Here is a 17,321-nt window from a genome sequence, read left to right on the forward strand (position 1 = left end):
TGGTCGCGCAGTTCCCCGCGCCCCTTAAAAGCAGCTCACCTGAGCCTGAATGCCTTCATCGCCCGGAGACTGCGGCTCATGAACTGGGCGTAGCCCTCATCCGTCATTCCCAGTGAAGGCGCCATCGGCAGCAACCGCTGCTGGGCGATCGTCTGGGCCTCGGTGTACTTGAGGATGCCTTCGGAGCCGTGGCGGCGGCCGAGGCCGGAGTCCTTCATGCCGCCCATGGGGGACTGGACGCTGCCGTAGGCGGAGGCATAGCCCTCGTTGACGTTGACCGTGCCGGTGTGGAGGCGGGCGGCGACGGCGCGGCCGCGGCTGCCGTTCTTCGTCCAGACGGAGGAATTGAGGCCGTACGGGGTGGAGTTGGCCTCCTTCACCACCTCGTCCTCCGTCTTGAAGCGGTAGACGGAGACGACCGGGCCGAAGGTCTCCTCGGCGCAGACGGCCATGGGGGCCTCGACGCCGTCGAGGATGGTGGGCTCGAAGAAGTACGGGCCGATGTCCGGGCGGGCCACTCCGCCTGCCAGTACCTTCGCGCCCTTGGCGACCGCCTCCTCCACGTGCCGGGTCACCGACTCCAACTGCCGTTCCCCCGCGAGCGATCCCATGTCCGCGCCGTACGCGAGGGACGTGCCGAGGCGCATCGCCTTGGTGCGGGCGGCGAAGCGTTCCAGGAAGGTGTCGGCGATCGACTCGTGGACGTACAACCGCTCGATGGAGACGCAGAGTTGACCGGCGGAGGAGAAGCAGGCGCGGACCGCGCCCGCCGCCGCCTTCTCGATGTCGGCGTCCTCCAGGACCACCATGGCGTTCTTGCCGCCGAGTTCGAGGGAGACGCCGATCAGGCGGGCGGCGGCGCCCTGCGCGACCTCGCGGCCTGTGCGGGTCGAGCCGGTGAAGGAGACGTAGTCGGCGTGCTTGACGACCTCGGGGCCGACGACCGGGCCCTCGCCGAGGACGACCTGGAAGACGTCGGCCGGCAGGCCCGCCTCGATGAGGAGGTCGCGGGCCCAGAGGGCGGTGAGGCACGTTTCCGTGTCCGGCTTCATGACCACCGCGTTGCCCGCCGCGAAGGCCGGGAGCGCGTCGCCGACGGAGAGTTCGAACGGGTAGTTCCAGGGGGCGATCTGCCCAACTACCCCGCGCGGGTGGCGGAGTTCGGTGACCTTGGTGAGGGTCGGGACGGCGCCGGTGTGCCGCTTCGGCTTGAGGTAGGCGGGGGCCCTGCGGCCGTAGTGGCGGGCCGCGACGGCGACGGCCTGCACCTCCTCGTGCGCGTGCAGCCGCGCCTTGCCGGTCTCCAGCTGGATCAGATCGAGGACCTCGGCCTGCCGGGCGAGCACCAGGTCGTGGAAACGGAGCAGGACCGCCGCGCGCTGCCGTACCGGCGTCTGTGCCCACAGGGCCTGGGCGGCACGGGCCGCGTCGAAGGCCTTCGCCACGTCCTCGGGCGTGGACTCGGGCAGATCGGCGAGCTTCTCACCGGTGAACGGCGAGTGGTTGGCGGTCCGGCCGGAGCCGACCACACCCTTCGTGAGCTGGGCGACCAGCTCCGGGGTGACCACATCGGCGGCGGTACGGGCGCCTGTGGGGGCCGGCGCGAGGGGGTTCGTGCCGGTCGTCGTTTCCGTACCGGTCTTTTCCGGGGCCTGCGAGTCCGTCATGTGCGGCAGGGTATGCCGGTGCGGAGGGTTTGGGTACCCGTCGGTAATCGGGATTCACCGAGTACTCACACGACGCCAGCGATCACTGGCAACGAACACGCTGATCAGGGCGTTGTACGGGGATGATCACCCCCGGATCGCCACCGGACCGCCACCGGATCACTTTTCCGTGAGCGCGAGCCGGTCGCGGGCGCCCTTGAAGAGCGCGGTGCCCTTCTTCTCGTCCGGGGTGCCCTTGGGCATGTCCACGCGCAGCTGGTACATGCGGTGGTCTGCGGTGCGGACGATCAGGGCCATGGCGCGCGTGGGGACGCCGGACTGTTCGTAGGTGGTGTCGGCCAGGATCGCGTCCTTGTTCCCGCGGAAGCTGGTGCGGGTGTACTGGGGGTCGGACGTGGCTTCGGCCCAGGACCGGGCTTCGGCGAGGGGCGCGCCAACGGCCTTGTCCCATTCGGTGAGGCGGACGCGGAGGGCGCCGGTGCCGTAGGTGACGGTACGGCTGCCGGATGTCGCCCGCGCCTGGAGAAGCCGGTACTGGGACGGGAGGGAGAGGACCGCGCCCATGCCTTCCCTCCGGTGAGCGGTCCAGGAGTCCTTGTCGAGGACACTCTCGACGAACGTGCCGAGAACCAGACCCGCCAGGAGGAGCACCCCGAGCGCGATGAGAAGGGAGCGGCGTGGGCGGCGGGACTTGAGCCGGGGCTTGGGCGTGGGTGCGGGATCGGGGGCCGACTCGGCTTGCGCTACGGCGTCGGCGGCGGTCGCGGCTGCAACGGCCTCCACGTCGGGCACCGCGTCCTGGAGGGCGATCGGCGGCTCCGGTATGTCCTTCCCCTCGGCCACGGCGTCCAGTACCGCGCCGACCTCCTCCGCCCCCGGCCGCGCCTCCGGGTCCCGCTCCAACAGCCGTAGGACCAGCGGTCCGAGAGGCCCCGCGCGGGTCGGTTCGGGCGGATCGCCGGCGAGGATCGCGCCAAGGGTGGACTCGACAGTCGTACGCCGAAAGGGAGATGCCCCTTCGACGGCCGCGTACAGCAGGACGCCCAGGGACCACAGGTCGGAGGCCGGTCCCGCGCCCGTTCCCGACATGCGCTCGGGGGCGATGAATTCGAGCGAGCCGACGAACTCCCCGCTGGCGGTGAGGGATTCCTCGCCCTGGATGTGCGCGATGCCGAAGTCGGTGAGGACGACGCGGTCGTGCGGGCCGAGCAGGACATTGGCGGGTTTGACGTCCCGGTGCACGATCCCGACGGCGTGGGCGGCGCACAGGGCGCCGAGGACGGCGCGGCCGATGCGGGCGGCGTCGGCGGGGGCGAGGGGGCCGCGCCCGAGCCGTTCGTGGAGGGACTCGCCGCGCACCAACTCCATGACGATCCACGGGAGTTCGTCCTCGATGACGACATCGTGGATGGCGACGGCGGAGGGATGGTCGACCCGGGCTGCCGCGCGGGCCTCGCGGTAGAGCCGGTGGGCGGCGCGCTGGAACGCCTCGTCCTCCGGGTCGCCGGGCAACCGCGGTTGCTTGACGGCGACTTCGCGGTCCACGAGTTCGTCGAACGCCCGCCATACGGTGCCCATGCCGCCGGAGCCGATCCGTTCGAGCAGCCGGTAGCGACCACCGACCAGACGTCCGTCGCGCACCTGTTCGCCGACTTCGCTCATGCCCCATCAGTACCGTGCCGGATACGGCCTTGTCGACGCGCGTCCTACTTCCCGAGTACCAGCGTGTCGCCCATCCGCCGCACCTCCGCGACCCCGGTACCGCCGAAGTGCGCCGGAATCACCAACTCCCCTTCGTCCGCCGCCCGTTCGAGCACGCGCTGGCGGCTCCTCGCGGCCTGCCGGGGATCGAGGCAGAAGCAGCTGCTGCACTCGGGGTGCGGGATCTGGACGGGGCTGTGCAGCAAGTCCCCGACGAACACGGCCCGTTCACCGCCGGAGGCCACCCGCAGGACGGACGAACCGGGCGTGTGTCCCGGCGCGGACTCCAACGTCAGCTGCTCGTCGACGCGGTACCTGCCGTCCCACAGGGTCGCCAACCCGGCGCGGTGCACGGGCGCGACGCTGTCCTCGTAGATCAGGCGGTCGTCGGGCCGTACCGCACCGCCGTAGTTGTTGTCGGGCCCGAAGTGGAAGTCGTCGGCAGCGGGGAGGAGGTAGCACGCGTTGGGGAACAGCGGCTCCCAACTCCCGTCCACGTCATGGGTGTTCCAGCCGACGTGGTCGCCGTGGATGTGGGTGTTGACGACGACGTCGACGTCCTCCGGCCGTACACCGGCCCGCGCCAGGCGCCCCGGGAGGTCGCCCTGGCTCATGTGGAACAGCGGATTGCCGGGCCGTTCCCGCCCGTTGCCGACTCCGGTGTCCACGAGCACGGTCCGCCCGGCGCTGCGCACCACCCAGGTCTGGAGGGCCACGACGGCGCGGTCGGTTTCGGGGTCCCAATGGTCGGGGGCGAGCGTCTCGCGGTTTTCCTGCCACACCTCCGGCGGCAGGTCCGGGACGAGGGTGCGGGCGGGGGCGTAGGGCCGCGCCCACTCGACGACGCGGACGACTTCGACGTCACCGATGGTCAGGGTCTGTGTGTTGTCCTCAGTCATGAGGACAAGCATAGGGAGGGCGAGATGAGCGTCTCAATGCGTGAATGACTCATGTCGATGCGCGGATATCTCACCACTGCTCCCCCGGCGTAACCTGGTCCCATGGATGTGGTGAGCGACGCGATCTCCGCCGTACGGACCGGGCGGCCCTCCTCCAACCGCCTTCGGGTGAGCGGCAGTTGGTGCACGCGGCTCGCGCCGTACGAGGGTGCCGGGTTCCATGTCGTGCTCGCGGGCGGCTGCTGGCTGGTGCCCGACACGGGCGGTGAGCCGGTGCCGCTGGGCGCGGGGGACGTCGTGCTGCTGCCGCACGGTGCGGGACACGTGCTGGCGGACTCGCCCGGGGACACGGCGCGTGCGGTGCCGTTCGAGGAGATGCGGCGGCCGGCCGGTGACGGGCGTGCGGTCGAGTTGCTGTGCGGGAAGTACCGGCTGGACCGGAGCCGGACGCATCCGCTGATGGCGGAGCTGCCGGAGGTGGTCCATCTGCCGAACCGGGTCGGCCGTCATCCCGAACTGCGGTCGGCCGTGGACCTGTTGGCGAACGAACTCGGCGAACGGCGGCCGGGGGCCTGTCTGGCGCTCCCGAGTCTGCTGGATCTCCTGCTCATCTACATGGTGCGGGCGTGGATGTCCGAGGCGGAGACGGGCAGTTGGCCGTCGGTGCTGAACGACCCGGTGACCACGGCAGCGCTCCGGGCCCTGCACTCGGACCCGGCCGCCCCTTGGACCAACGACCGGCTGGCCGCGGCGGCGGGTGTGTCCCGGGCGACGCTGGCCCGCCGGTTCACCGCGCTGGTGGGGCGGGCGCCGATGGCGTATCTGACGTGGTGGCGGCTGACGTTGGCCGCGACGCGACTGCGGGACACGGATGCCTCGTTGGCGGCGGTGGCGCGGGAGGCAGGGTACGGCAGCCCGTACGCCCTGTCGCACGCGTTCAGCCGGGAGTTCGGGGTGACTCCGGGCAAGTACCGGGTGTCGGCTGGGAGTTCGTAGCTACCCGCCCTCCCCGTCCGGGCCGTCGTCGTACTCCTCCGCGAGCCGCAGGCCGAGGTCGGACTCCCAGTCCAGGGCCCAGTGCCGCAGTTCCACGATCTCCGCCGCGTCGAGCCCGTGTGCCGCGAACTCCTCGTCGCTCACCCAGACGACGCTCTCCAGCCGGTCGCGCAGACCGAAGAGGTCGAAGTCCGGGCCGTCGGCCCCGAGCGCCAGCTGCTCCAGCTCGATCACGGAGTGGTGGCGGCAGGCCGCGCGCACGTCGATCACGTCCTGCGGCAGACCGCGATCGCTGAGCGCGCGCACGCTCAGGAGCGCCGGGTCTTCCTGACCCGCCGTGTCCTCCCGCTGCGACCGCACCGCCACCTCCCCGACTCCCGGCGCCCGGTCAGACGTCCGTGCCGCCCGATCTCAGCATCGCGAGCCGTGTCTGATCCAGTGCTCCGGCATAGGTGTGGACCTCGCCGATCTCACCGGCCAGACAGTCCGTCCCGGTGGGGGCCGTGCGGGTCCCACCGGGAGACCGGGGCGCCGGGCTCGGCCGCCATGAGGGTCTGCGGCACGCCGCCCGACAGCTCGTAGCGGTACGACACCACGTCGTCGGACGCCGAGTCGATGACGAAGGTGCCGTAACTGCCCACCCCGTCATGCAGGTTGCTCTCGTCCGGATACTCCTGCGACGAGACGACCGGAGCCTGCGGCGCTTCGGTCACCCCGGTGCGTCTCCAGTGGACGTCCCCACGATCAAGCTCCTCCCAAGGTCCGGTAGAGAGGAGGATGACTTTAACTACCGCCACTGACAACGCATTTGCGCACCGCCGCTCACAGCGTGTCGACGTCCAGGTTCGCGATCGCCGCCTTCGCCACCTCGCGGCCGCGGGCCGTGAAGTCGCCGTCGCCGGGGTAGCTGATCGTGAGGCGGTACATGTTGCCGGCGGTGGTCTTGTAGTAGAGGATCTGCACCTCCCAGGGGAGGGCCTCCTGGCTGTCCTCGGTGTCGTAGGCGATCGTGTTCATGGCGGCGGGCCTGCCCCGATAGGTCCCGGTGGGCTTCGGTCTGGTCTTCCCGCCCCTCGCCATGTCGAGTTCGGAGCTGCCGCTCTCCTTGAAGTCTCCGTTGTCGTCGTACATCTGGGCGGCGGCCGAGTCCTTGATCTCGTGGAGGGCGTCCTCGGACTTCCGGTCGAGGAGCAGGCCGATCTGGATGGTCCCGCTCAGGTCCGTGTACGTGACCCAGTGGCCCTTGTCGGTCTTACGGTCGGGCACATCGCGCCTGTACTTGGCGGGAACCGCGAGCGTCGCCGCCACGTCCGTCTCGTGGTGCTTCTTCCAGCCGGACGGGAGCGTCCGCGATCCGGCGAACGGGTTCCCGATCAGCAGGTACGCCGTCACCGCCGCTGCCACGACCACCGCACCGAGGCCGAACCACGTCTTGCGACCTGGACGGAATCCCCTTCCGGATCCGGGGCGTTCGACGTACCGCACCTCCTGTGTGGGGACCGGTGCCGGCGGGTTGGCCACCGACTCCAGCGCGGCGCGCACCTGGGACGCGTTCGGGCGGCTCGCCGCGTCCTTGGCGAGGAGGGCGGTGATGAGGTCGGCGAGCGGGCCCGGGGCCGAAGTCGGCGGCGCGGGCGCGGAGTTGAGGACCGACTGGAGAGTGGCGGGGGTGTTGCTGCGGCGGAACGGCGAGACGCCCTCCGTCGCCGCGTACAGGACCACGCCGAGGGACCACAGGTCGGAGGCGGGGCCGGGACGCTGGCCCAACACCCGTTCCGGCGCGATGTATTCGGGCGAACCGACGAACCCGCCGGTGTCCGTCAGGTTCGTCTCGCCCTCGATCTGCGCGATGCCGAAGTCGGTCAGGACGACGCGGTCGTGGCGGCCCAGCAGGACGTTGTCCGGCTTCACATCGCGGTGCAGGACGCCCTCCGCGTGTGCCGCTTCCAGCGCGCCCAGCACCTGGAGGCCGATCCGGGCCGCGTCGCGCGCGTCGAGGGTGCCCTCCTGCAACGCGTCGCCCAGCGAGCGGCCGGTCACCAGCTCCATCACGATCCACGGCTGACCGTCGACGACGGCCACGTCATGCACGTTCACGACAGCCGGGTGGTCGAGCCGTGCCGCCGCGCGTGCCTCGCGGCGCATCCGCTCGAAGGCGTTGGCGCGTTCGCGTTCGGGAAGGTGGTCCGGGACGCGGGGCTCCTTCACGGCGACCTCGCGGTCCACCGTCTCGTCCTTGGCGCGCCACACCGTGCCCATGCCGCCGTGCCCGAGCTTGCCGAGCAACCGGTACCGCCCGGCTATGAGCCGTCCGGTGCCGGGGTCCGGCTGCGGGGCGGGCGACGAGCCGGGCATCGCGTACGGGTTGTCCGGGTGCGGTACCGGCGTCGGCACGGCCATGCGCGGGTTCGGCGGTTGCAGGGCGAAACTCGTCGGCTCGTCGCCTCCGTGTCCGGCTCCCCCGTTGCTGCTCATACGTCCATCCATATCTCGCCGGACGCCACCACATCCACCTCTGGCGCTTTCCGGTCACAGAGCCGTGACCGAGGCCGCGGCTTATCTCCCGTTTATGTGCGTACGAACGTGTCCAGCGCGACGTCGAAGTACTCCTTCGCCTCCCGCACCTTCCCGACCGGCGCCGACACCCACACGTCGTACATCCGGCCGTTCTCCTCCCAGCACATGTCGTAGGTGTGCCGGGGTCCCTCCGCCGTGCTGAAGCCGTTCCAGCTGAACTCCCAGAGCGCGGCGGGGTGTCCGTAGTGCGTGGTGTCGGTGACCTTGCCGTCGTGGTAACCGGGGTTCGTGTCCGCCCCGTTGGCCGCCTCGCTCTTCATCACCGCGAGCGGGCCGCCCTGTTCGGGGTCGGACATCTTGACGCCGAGCCGGAAGGTCTCCCCCGGCGACATGTAGAAGATGCGCTCACCCTGCGGCACGCGCACGAAGTCCTCCGGTACGGCGAGGGAGAAGCCGTCGGGGTCGTGGGCGACGCGGTAACCGGAGGGCGCGGTGGGGGTGTTGGCGGTGGCTGAGGGTGTGGGTGTGGGGGACGGTGACGGCGTACCGGCACTCGTGGAGGTCAACGGCGCCGAACTCGCCGGCAGGGCACCGCCGTTACCCCCGCCCCCGTCGTCCCCCCGCATCAACAGCGCCGCCGCCGACACCCCGGCCCCCGCCATCGCCGCGACCAGCAACGCGGCCACCAGCACACCCCGCGGGGAACGCCGAGGAGCCTGCTCGGCCGTGGAGGAAGGGGTGGGCGGGGACGGCGATGGTGACGGCGGAGGCACCAAGTTCCCTCGGGGAACGTCCCGTTGGGTCGGCGTGTACCCGGGTGCCGGCTTCACCGCATGGCCGGATGTCACCTTCGGATGCCGCCCCGTCGACGCCTCGGGCGTCCGCCCGGTGTCCAGGAAGGCCCGCAGCATCCGCTCCGCCTCCGCCGCCTCCAGCCGCCGTTCCGGATCGCGTTCGAGCAGTCCCAGGACGACGGGCAGCAGCGGCCGGGCCTGCTCCGGCGGGCGGATCTCGTCGACGACGACCGCGTGCAGGATGCCGCCCAACGAGTCGCGGCGGAACGGCGATTCACCGCTCAGCACCGTGCACAGCAGCGCGCCCAGCGACCACAGGTCGGACGCGGGACCGGTCCGCACACCCGACATCCGTTCCGGCGCGGTGTACTCGGGCGAGCCGACGAACGCGCCGCTCTCGGTGAGTGTCGTGGCGCCCGCGACCTGGGCGATACCGAAGTCGGTCAGCACGACCCGCTCGGAGTCGGCCTCGTCGGTGGCGGTCTGCAGCAGGACGTTGGCCGGTTTGATGTCCCGGTGCAGGACACCCGCCGCGTGCGCCGTGCGCAGCGCGCCGAGGAGGGCGATCCCGATCCGCGCGGCCTCGGCGGCGTCGACGGGGCCGCGGGCGGAGATCCGCTCGGCGAGCGAGCCGCCGTCGATCAACTCCATGACGATGTACGGCCGTTCGTCCTGCTCGACGACGTCGTGCACGACGATGATGTGCGGGTGCCGCAGCTGCGCGACCGCCCGCGCCTCGCGCAGGGTGCGGTCGCGCTGCTGGCGGGCCTCCTCCTCGGAGAGGGTGTCGTCCTGGGCGATCTCCTTCACCGCGACCTGCCGGCCCAGGAGTTGGTCGGTCGCCCGCCACACGACGCCCATGCCACCGCGCCCGAGCCGCTTCTCCAGTCGGTAACGCCCGGCGATCACCCGGGTGTTGTCCCCCTCGGTCCCCATGCGCACCATCATGACGCAACCGCAAGCGGTCAGCCCGAGTTGGGACTCCAGCTCTGCAGGACCGTCTTGAACTGCGTGCTCGTCCGGGCCCAGTCGGCGGCGGGGGACGACATGTAGATCGCGTACTCGACGCCGTCACGGGACATGTACGTCTCCTCGATGGCGCGCCGGGGTCCCGGGAAGGGGGTGTCCTTCGCCAGCGCGGTCCACGTGTAGTCCCACAGGGAGCCCGGACGGTCGCGGTAGGTGTTCGCCTCCAGGGTCACCCGCTGGTAGGCGACCAGCTTCTGGAGCTGCACTTCCAGGTCCAGCTGGTGGTCGTACGCGGTGGGGAAGTCCGGTGAGGTGTCGATGGCTATGCGGACGAAGTGCTTGCCGTTGTCGGGCGTGTAGTCGACCTGCTTGATGCCGTCGGCGTCGCCGTAGACCTTCCGCTTCCAGCCCTTGGGGAGGGAGACGTCGAAGCCCCAAGGGTCGTGGTGGACCTCCCAGTTGGCGGGCAGGGAGCCCTGCGCCGGGGACGACGGCGTGGCGCCGGTCGCCGTGGGGCTGTGCGAGACGGAGGCGGACGGGCCGCCGTCCTGCTGGCTGTCCTGGTGCCACTTCTGCAGCCCCAGCGCCGCACCGCCGCCGACGAGCGCGGCGGCGACGACGACCAGGGCGACCGAACGGAGCCGGCGCCGCTTCGGCGGAGCGGCCGCGGGCGCGAGTGTCGTACTGGCGACGAGCGGCGTGTGGTGGGTCGGCCCGGTCGCCGACGGGTACGGATGCGGGCCGCCGGTCGCCGACGGGTACGGCGTCGCCGCCGAGCCCGAGTTGAAGTCCGCCGCCAACCCGCCCTGCCGCGAGCCCACTTGCTGCGTCGGCAGCCACTCCTCCGCCGCCCGCGGCCGCCGCCCCTCGGCGGCCTCCGCGAGCATCTGCTCGGCCTGGTCCGCGTCGGGCCGCAGCGCGGGGTCCTTGTTCAGCAGCGCGGCGATGACGGGCGCGAGCGCACCGGCGTACCGCGGTTCGCCGGCCTCCTCCTCGACGACGGCCTGCATGGTGGACAGCGGCGAGGTGCGGCGGAAGGGCGAACGGCCCTCGACCGCCGTGAAGAGCGTGGCGCCCAGCGCCCACAGGTCGGAGGACGGTCCGGGGTCGGCGCCGCGGACGCGCTCGGGGGCGAGGTAGTCGACAGAGCCTACGACCTCTCCCGTGCGCGTGATGGTCGAGTCGCCCTCGATCTGCGCGATGCCGAAGTCGGTGAGCAGCACCCGCCCGTCCTGCCCGAGCAGCACGTTGCCGGGCTTGACGTCACGGTGCAGGACACCGGCGGCGTGCGCGGCGCGCAGGGCGCGCAGCACCCATACGCCGATGCGCGCGGCCTCGGCGGGCTCGATCCGGCCCTTCTCCTTGACCTCGTCGGCAAGGGAGTTGCCCTCGACGAGTTCCATGACGATCCACGGGCGGCCGTCGTGTTCGAGTACGTCGTGCACGGTGACGACGGCGGAGTGGTTGATCCGCGCGGCGGCGCGCGCCTCGGCGCGGGTGCGCGCCAGCAGCCTCGGCTGGTCGCTCTCGGACACGTAGAGCGCGGCCGTCAACTCCTTGATGGCGACGGTCCGGTGCAGTACCTCGTCGTGGGCACGCCACACCCGGCCCATGCCGCCGCTGCCGATCGATTCGGCGAGCCGATAGCGCCCCGCGAGAAGCAGGCCCTGCATCTGATTCACGTTTCCCCGCAATGCTCTTGACAGGGTCAGCGTAAGGACAGGGCCTCGTCCAGGGAACCAGCGGGGTACCACGGAGACCGCACTGTGACGGTTGTCGCTTCTGCGACCGAACGGGAACCAGCGGGCCTCGGCGCGCCGCCTCCGCAGGTCACCCGGTGTACTGGTAGGTCGACGACGCCTGCTCGTACAGCGTTGTCACTTCGTCGCGTTGAGCCTCCGGGCCGCGTACCTGCACGATGTGGTATCGCCCGTCGATGAGGAACGCCATGTTGCGCACGAACAGGTCGCCCCCCTGGCTGTCCGTCCAGGTGAACTGCCCCTCGGCCATGGTCTTTCCGCCCACCGTGATGGTCCGCAGCCCGGTCGCGGTGGCCCAGCTGGAGTTGCGGTACGGCTGCAACTCGGCCTCCTTGTCCCGCTGGTAGACCATCGGGTCGCTGCCGTCCGTCGTGGCGCTGTCCCGTCCCGCTACGACGATCAGCTCGAAGTCGCCGTGGGAGTAGACGACTTGACCGCTCCCGTTCTTGGGCGTCCGGGTCCACCCTTTCGCCACCGCGATCCGGAACCCTTCGGGGTCCTTGCGCAGCACGAACCCGTCGGCGACGTTCGGGTCCGTCTGCGTCTCGGTCGAACTGGCGGAGTTGGAAGGGCTGTTGTGGTCACTGGGCGAGGTCTGATCGGGCTGCGGCTGACTGCTGGCCCCGGCCGAGGACTGAGTGGGCGCCGTGCTGACCTCCCCGGCGGCACCGGTCCGATCCCCTTGCCCTGCCCCGGTGTTCTCCCCGGACCTGGGCATGAAGAGCATGGCGTACGCGACCGCGCCAGCCAGCAACAGGAAGATGAGGATCAGCAGGGTCCGCCCCAACCGCCGCGGTGACCCGCCGATCTCCTCCTTGGCCCGCTTGTGCCGGCCGTGCGGACTGGTCGCGGGCAGCCCGGCCCGCCGCCTGCGCACCAACTCGCCGCGCCGCCGCACGATCGGCAGCCGCCGAGGGTCGGTCGGCGGGGTGGCGACGACATGCGTACCGGCCTCGGGCTCGGGCGCCGAACGCACCAACGACCGCAGCCAGCCCCGCAGTTCCTCGAAGTCGAGCCGCTCGGTGGGGTCCTGCCGCAACAGGGACTCCACGACCGGCCTGAGCGGCCCGCACTCCTCGGCGAAGGCAGGCGGCTCCGCACACACGAGCTGCACCAGCTCGGCGGTCGCCTCTTCGGGATAGGGTGCATGCCCCTGCACGGCCCGGAAGAGCAGCGCCCCGAGCGCCCACAGGTCGGTCGCGGGCCCGATCGGCGCGGCCAACTGCCAGTTCTCATGCACCGGTACGGCCTGCTCGGGCGCCCAGCGCTCGGTCACCGGCCCCACGACCGTCATCCGCACCTGCCGCGCGCGCTCGGCGGCCAGCGCGGTGGCGGGACCCCGGCGAGCCGGCGCACCGGCGGAGGCCAACTCGTCCCAACGGGCAGGAGGGCGAGGGGAGTTGCCGGAGGCGGCGGCTCCGGGTGGAACGGGACCGTCGAGGCGGGGATTACCGGTGGAGGGCGCGGCAGCCTGACCGGCGGCGGGGGTGAGGGCGCCGTAGGTGGAGTGTTCTGCGCGGGGGGCTGAGGGGTCGGTGCCGTAGGACGCGGTGTCCGCGCCGGAGGCCGACGCATCCGTGCCGTGGGAACCAGCATCGCGGCCGTGGGCCGAGGGATCCGCACCGTGGGGGCGGGCGCCGACACCGCGAGCGGGGGCACCCGGGCCGTGCGCCGAGGCGCCCGCGCCGTAGGGACGGGCCTCTCCCTCGCGCGCCCGGACGTCCGCATCGTAGGGACGGGCGCCGTAGGCCGGAGCGTCCGGGCCGTGCGCCGAGGCGCCCGCGCCATAGGGACGGGCCTCTCCCTCGCGCGCCCGGACGTCCGCATCGTAGGGACGGGCGCCGTAGGCCGGAGCGTCCGGGCCGTGCGCCGAGGGGCCCGCGCCATAGGGGCGGGACTCTCCGTCGCCGGCCGGAGCGGTCGCGGCGGGGAACGTGCCTGTTTCCCCGGGGGACGGTGCACCGGCGCCGCCGTCCTGCGGAGGGTACGGTCGGTCGCCCTGTGTGGCCGGGGTCGGGCCGCCGGTGCCGGGGCGCGGTGTGGCGCCGTGCCAGGCGGTGTTGCGGACGCCGTAGGGGTCGGCTATCTGGCCCGGGGGTGTGGTGCCGGCCGGGTGCTGCTCCACGCCGTTGCCGCCGGAGTACGGCAGTTGGGCCGAACCGTTGGACTGGGCGGTGCCGTGCTCGCCCTCGACCGCGGGCCGGGCACCGGGGAGTGCCGGGCGCCCCGGCTGCTGGGTCTCCTGGACCCGGGCAGCGGCTCGCGCACCCGCCCGGTACGCGGCGATCGCCCCGGCCCGCGCGGCCCGGACGTCACCGCCGACTTCCGCGTCACGGCGGGCCAGCGCGGCGGAGGACGCGGTCGCGCCACCGCCCTCCGCGCCGACTCCGGGCAGCCCTCCGGCGGCCCGCGCCTCGATCGCGGCCCGCCGGGCGGCCTCGGGGTCCACCGCACCGGGGCTTACGGCTGCCGTACCCGCGCCGGTTCCGCCAGCCGCGCCGCCGAAGCCGATCGCGCCGCCGCCACGGGAGTTACCTGAGACCGCAGGGACCGCAGAACCGCCGGAAGCCCTGGGAACGGCCGGCGCCGTCGAGCCTGCCGGAGGCAGGGAGCCGCCCGGGGCCGTAGAACCCGCGCGCGGCACGGAGCCGGCCTGAGCCCTGAAACTCGCCGGTACCGGTGCCGCTCCGCCACCGCCTCCGCTGTCCTCGCCATCCTCGGGCGGCACCGGGTCGTAGCCGCACAGTGCCTCCTCGGCCGCGCCCACCGCGAGGCCGGTCAGCATGACGCGGCCGTCGTCGCAGACGAGCACCGTGCGCGCGGTGATGTTGCGGTGGACCCAGCCGTGCGCGTGCAGGACCCGCAGCGCCATCAGCACGTCGGAGGCGACCTCGGCCGCCCGGTACGGCGACAACGGCTTCTCGACGAGCAGTGCGGACAACGGCTGGGCGGACACCAGCTCGCTCACTATCCACAGCGAACCGCCCTCGGCGAACACGTCGAAGACCTGGTCCAGCCGGGGATGGTCGGGGATCCGCGCCGCGGCCTGCGCGGCCTCGACCGCACGCCGTACCGCCGGATCGGAGGGCCGCCGCGTCGCGGTCCGCGCCGCAGCCGGCCGCCGCGCCCCGCGGTCGCGCGCCGTGAACCCGTCGGGCAGCCCGTCCTCGCCGAGCACCTCCGCCTCGACGACCTCCGGCAACGGCACCTGGCGTACCAGGACTTCCTGCCCGCTGTAGGTGTCGAAGGCCCGGGACTCGGTGAGTTCGTACTCGTCGGAGGGCGGCAGCGGCAGGCGGTAGCGGTCGGCCAGCACCCGACCCGCATAGTCGTCCACGTTGCCTCCCCCGGCCGCCCGGTTGGTCAATTCCGTTCGCCTTGCGGCCCGTTCCGCCCACATACCTGGATGCGTACGGTCCTCAACCACTCACGATACGTGCCGGAGGCAACCCACAAAGAGGGGTTGACGGATCTGGCGCGCCAAACCCGGACCCACCCGCCTCACGCCTTCGGTTCGAACGTCTTCGTCAGGGTCGTCCAGGTGTCCTTACGAAGCTCAGTACCCCAATTGGCCGCCTTCGCGGTGTACATGAGCGCATATCCGAGATGACTGTTGACGACGAACCCGCGGTCGATGGTGCGGTACTTCGTCCCACCGTCCTCATAGGTGAACTCCCAGTCGGCCGTGTTCCAGCTCCGGTAGTCCACCTTCTCTATTCGGATCCGCGTGTACCCGGAGCGCGTCATGTACTGCTCCTGGTTCTGCCAGTCCGCCACCGGATTGCCCTTCGGCGTACTGGTCCAGGCGATCAGCAGCTTCTGCCCGTCGGGGCCGGCCAGCCGGACTCCGGCGGAGTCGGTCGACTGGTACGACCACCCGGCGGGCAGGCCTATCGAGAAACCCTGGCTGCCCTTGTACGTCTTCACGACCGCGGCGCCGCCCGAGGAGCCGTCCGCCTCGTCACCGCTCCCGCCGGACGCGCCCGTACCCGAACTCGCCGTACTCCCCGAAGCCGATGCCGTGGCCGTGGAGTCGGTCTGCGCACCGCCCGTGCTCCCGGTGTCGCCGCTGTCCTTCTTGGTGCCGGTGCTCGCACTCGCACTCGCACTGACACTGCTGTCCGCCTTGGCACCGCTGCTGTGCTTCGACCCCTTGGAGTCGTCGTCATCGCCACCGAGCGTGAACGCCAGCACGACCCCGATCACCGCGAGGACGATGACGACCGCGATGATCACCAACGTCCGCTTCGGCACCACGTCCGTGAGCGGCGCCCTCGGCACCGGCCGCGGCGGCAGATCGGGCGGCGTCATCACGGGCCACCCTGAACTCCGCCCGCCCGAACCCGAGTTGGCCGACCGAGTGCTCGACTCGTGCGTCGCGGCACCCAGATCGCGAGTACCGGAGTCCCGGGTACCGGAGTCCCGCAGTCCCATCTCCCGCAGCCCGGACGACTGCACACCCAGCTCACGCGTACCGGGGTCACGAGCACCCGAGTCACGTGCGCCCGAGTCACGCGTACCCGAGTCCGACGCACCACCCTTCGCCGCCGAGCCGGCCACAGCGCCGGACCCAGCCGCAGCGCCAGTGCCGGCGCCGGCCGCGGTTCCCGAACCGGCAGCCGTCCCGGAACGCGGCGCCGGACCAGAAGCACCTCCCGACCGAGCCGAAGGCACCCCAGGCGTCCGAGGCCCGGCAGCGGCAGACCCTGAACTCCCGCTGGCAGCCGCGCTCTTCGCCCCACCGGAGCCGGCGCTCCCAGCAGCACCGGAGCCACTCTTGCCCGAGGTACCGGCAACGCCGGCCGAACCAGCCCCGACAGCCGCACCCGCACCCGAGCCACCCGGCTTACCAGCAACGGGAGTTGAAGCAGCCCCAGAACCCGAACCCGTAGCCGGACCCGCCCCCGCACCCGGACTCGTAGCAGAACCCGCGGCCGCCGAAGTCGTGGCCGCCCCGGCGCCCGCAGAACCCGCCGCGGCCTTCCGCATGGACCGCAACGCCCCACGCAACCGCTCGGCCCCCGCCGAGGGACCCGAACTCCCGCTCCCGCCACCGCTCTTCTTGCCGCCGGACTCCGCGGGCCCCGGCTGCGCCGGCAACGGAACCACCCTCGTCGCGTCCAACGCCGGCTCCGGCTCGGCCTTCGGCTCGGGCGCGTGGATCACCGCGTTGAGCATCGCCCGGGCACCCGCGTCGTCGAGACGCTGGGCCGGGTCCTTGTTCAGCAGGCCGTAGATGACGTCCTTCAGCGGCCCGGCGTTCTTCGGCTCCTCCAACGGCTCCGTCATCACCGCGGTGAGCGTGGCGATCGCGGAACCCTTGTCGTACGGCGGTGCGCCCTCGACCGCCGCGTACAGCAACCCGCCGAGCGACCACAGGTCGGCCGCCGGACCCGGCTTGTGCCCGCGGGCCCGCTCCGGGGAGATGTAGGAGGGCGCGCCGACGAGCATGCCGGTGGAGGTGATCGACGGGTCGCCCTCGACCTGCGCGATGCCGAAGTCGGTGAGCACGACCCGGCCGTCCTCGGCGATCAGCACGTTCGACGGCTTCACGTCGCGGTGCAGGATGCCCTCGCGGTGCGCGGACCGCAGGACGTCGAGTATCGCGAGCCCGACCTCCGCGGCACGCCGCGGCTCCAGCAGGCCGTCCTCCCGGATGGCCTCGGCGAGCGACTTGCCCTCGACCAACTCCATGACGATCCACGGCCGGTCGTCCTCGTCGACGACGTCGTAGACCGTCACCGCGCTGGTGTTGCGGATCCGTGCGATGGCCTTGGCCTCGCGCAAAGTCCGCGTGATCAGCCGGCGTTTCTCGTCCTCGTCGATGCTGGACGGGAACCGCAGCTCCTTGACGGCGACCGTCCGGCCCAGGGTTTCGTCCTCGGCACGCCACACCGTGCCCATGCCTCCGCGGCCGAGCACTGCTCCCAACCGGTACCGCCCGGCGAGGAGACGTTCGCTCTTGTCCTGACGGGATGTCCCCGCCCGCTCCGCCTCCGACATGCGTCCCCTCATGCA

11 protein-coding genes are annotated in these 17,321 nt (G+C 71.9%); 1 reads left to right on the plus strand and 10 read right to left on the minus strand.

Going from position 1 to position 17,321, the window contains the following annotated elements:
- Positions 1-35 precede the first annotated feature (35 nt).
- The 3 genes from ACGFY9_RS31335 to ACGFY9_RS31345 form a co-directional block, all read right to left on the minus strand.
- Positions 36-1,667: a succinic semialdehyde dehydrogenase gene (locus tag ACGFY9_RS31335; RefSeq protein WP_393759731.1), complete on the minus strand. Its 1,632-nt coding sequence runs from the start codon at positions 1,665-1,667 to the stop codon at positions 36-38.
- Between the two features lie 159 nt (positions 1,668-1,826).
- Positions 1,827-3,329 (minus strand): serine/threonine-protein kinase, encoded by a 1,503-nt coding sequence (locus ACGFY9_RS31340; RefSeq protein WP_393759733.1) that lies wholly within the window; start codon positions 3,327-3,329, stop codon positions 1,827-1,829.
- A 44-nt stretch (positions 3,330-3,373) separates the two neighbouring features.
- Positions 3,374-4,267 carry an MBL fold metallo-hydrolase gene (locus tag ACGFY9_RS31345; protein ID WP_393759735.1) on the minus strand — a complete coding sequence of 298 codons (894 nt, stop codon included), beginning with the start codon at positions 4,265-4,267 and terminating at the stop codon, positions 3,374-3,376.
- Between the two features lie 102 nt (positions 4,268-4,369).
- Here ACGFY9_RS31345 and ACGFY9_RS31350 point away from each other — a divergent pair, with 102 nt between their 5' ends.
- Positions 4,370-5,263, plus strand: coding sequence for an AraC family transcriptional regulator (locus ACGFY9_RS31350; protein ID WP_393759737.1), 894 nt, complete (start codon positions 4,370-4,372; stop codon positions 5,261-5,263).
- Here ACGFY9_RS31350 and ACGFY9_RS31355 read toward each other — a convergent pair whose 3' ends face one another.
- The 7 genes from ACGFY9_RS31355 to ACGFY9_RS31385 form a co-directional block, all read right to left on the minus strand.
- A complete protein-coding gene (locus ACGFY9_RS31355) occupies positions 5,264-5,623 on the minus strand; it encodes a hypothetical protein (protein ID WP_393759738.1) in 360 nt (119 codons plus the stop codon).
- Between the two features lie 110 nt (positions 5,624-5,733).
- Entirely contained in the window at positions 5,734-5,976 is a 243-nt protein-coding gene (locus ACGFY9_RS31360) for a hypothetical protein (protein WP_393759740.1), read from the minus strand.
- Between the two features lie 109 nt (positions 5,977-6,085).
- Positions 6,086-7,738 (minus strand): serine/threonine-protein kinase, encoded by a 1,653-nt coding sequence (locus tag ACGFY9_RS31365; RefSeq protein ID WP_393759742.1) that lies wholly within the window; start codon positions 7,736-7,738, stop codon positions 6,086-6,088.
- A gap of 92 nt (positions 7,739-7,830) precedes the next feature.
- Entirely contained in the window at positions 7,831-9,510 is a 1,680-nt protein-coding gene (locus ACGFY9_RS31370) for a serine/threonine-protein kinase (protein ID WP_393759744.1), read from the minus strand.
- A 29-nt stretch (positions 9,511-9,539) separates the two neighbouring features.
- Positions 9,540-11,216, minus strand: a complete 1,677-nt coding sequence (locus ACGFY9_RS31375) for a serine/threonine-protein kinase (RefSeq protein WP_393759746.1) — start codon at positions 11,214-11,216, stop codon at positions 9,540-9,542.
- 157 nt (positions 11,217-11,373) lie between these two features.
- Positions 11,374-14,640, minus strand: a complete 3,267-nt coding sequence (locus ACGFY9_RS31380; RefSeq protein ID WP_393759748.1) for a protein kinase — start codon at positions 14,638-14,640, stop codon at positions 11,374-11,376.
- A 164-nt stretch (positions 14,641-14,804) separates the two neighbouring features.
- The gene (locus ACGFY9_RS31385) at positions 14,805-17,306 is read right to left on the minus strand and encodes a serine/threonine-protein kinase (RefSeq protein WP_393760020.1); all 2,502 of its coding nucleotides are present in this window, start codon (positions 17,304-17,306) and stop codon (positions 14,805-14,807) included.
- Between the last annotated feature and the right edge of the window lie 15 nt (positions 17,307-17,321).

The organism is Streptomyces sp. NPDC048504 (assembly GCF_043200035.1).
In the GTDB taxonomy this organism is placed as follows: domain Bacteria; phylum Actinomycetota; class Actinomycetes; order Streptomycetales; family Streptomycetaceae; genus Streptomyces.

Excerpts from the sequence above, each read along its gene's own strand:
- ACGFY9_RS31385 (WP_393760020.1), bottom strand. The coding sequence starts at position 17,306 with ATGTCGGAGGCGGAGCGGGCGGGGACATCCCGTCAGGACAAGAGCGAA.
- ACGFY9_RS31370 (WP_393759744.1), bottom strand. The coding sequence starts at position 9,510 with ATGGGGACCGAGGGGGACAACACCCGGGTGATCGCCGGGCGTTACCGA.
- ACGFY9_RS31375 (WP_393759746.1), bottom strand. The coding sequence starts at position 11,216 with ATGCAGGGCCTGCTTCTCGCGGGGCGCTATCGGCTCGCCGAATCGATC.
- ACGFY9_RS31340 (WP_393759733.1), bottom strand. The coding sequence starts at position 3,329 with ATGAGCGAAGTCGGCGAACAGGTGCGCGACGGACGTCTGGTCGGTGGT.
- ACGFY9_RS31335 (WP_393759731.1), bottom strand. The coding sequence starts at position 1,667 with ATGACGGACTCGCAGGCCCCGGAAAAGACCGGTACGGAAACGACGACC.
- ACGFY9_RS31365 (WP_393759742.1), bottom strand. The coding sequence starts at position 7,738 with ATGAGCAGCAACGGGGGAGCCGGACACGGAGGCGACGAGCCGACGAGT.
- ACGFY9_RS31350 (WP_393759737.1), top strand. The coding sequence starts at position 4,370 with ATGGATGTGGTGAGCGACGCGATCTCCGCCGTACGGACCGGGCGGCCC.
- ACGFY9_RS31345 (WP_393759735.1), bottom strand. The coding sequence starts at position 4,267 with ATGACTGAGGACAACACACAGACCCTGACCATCGGTGACGTCGAAGTC.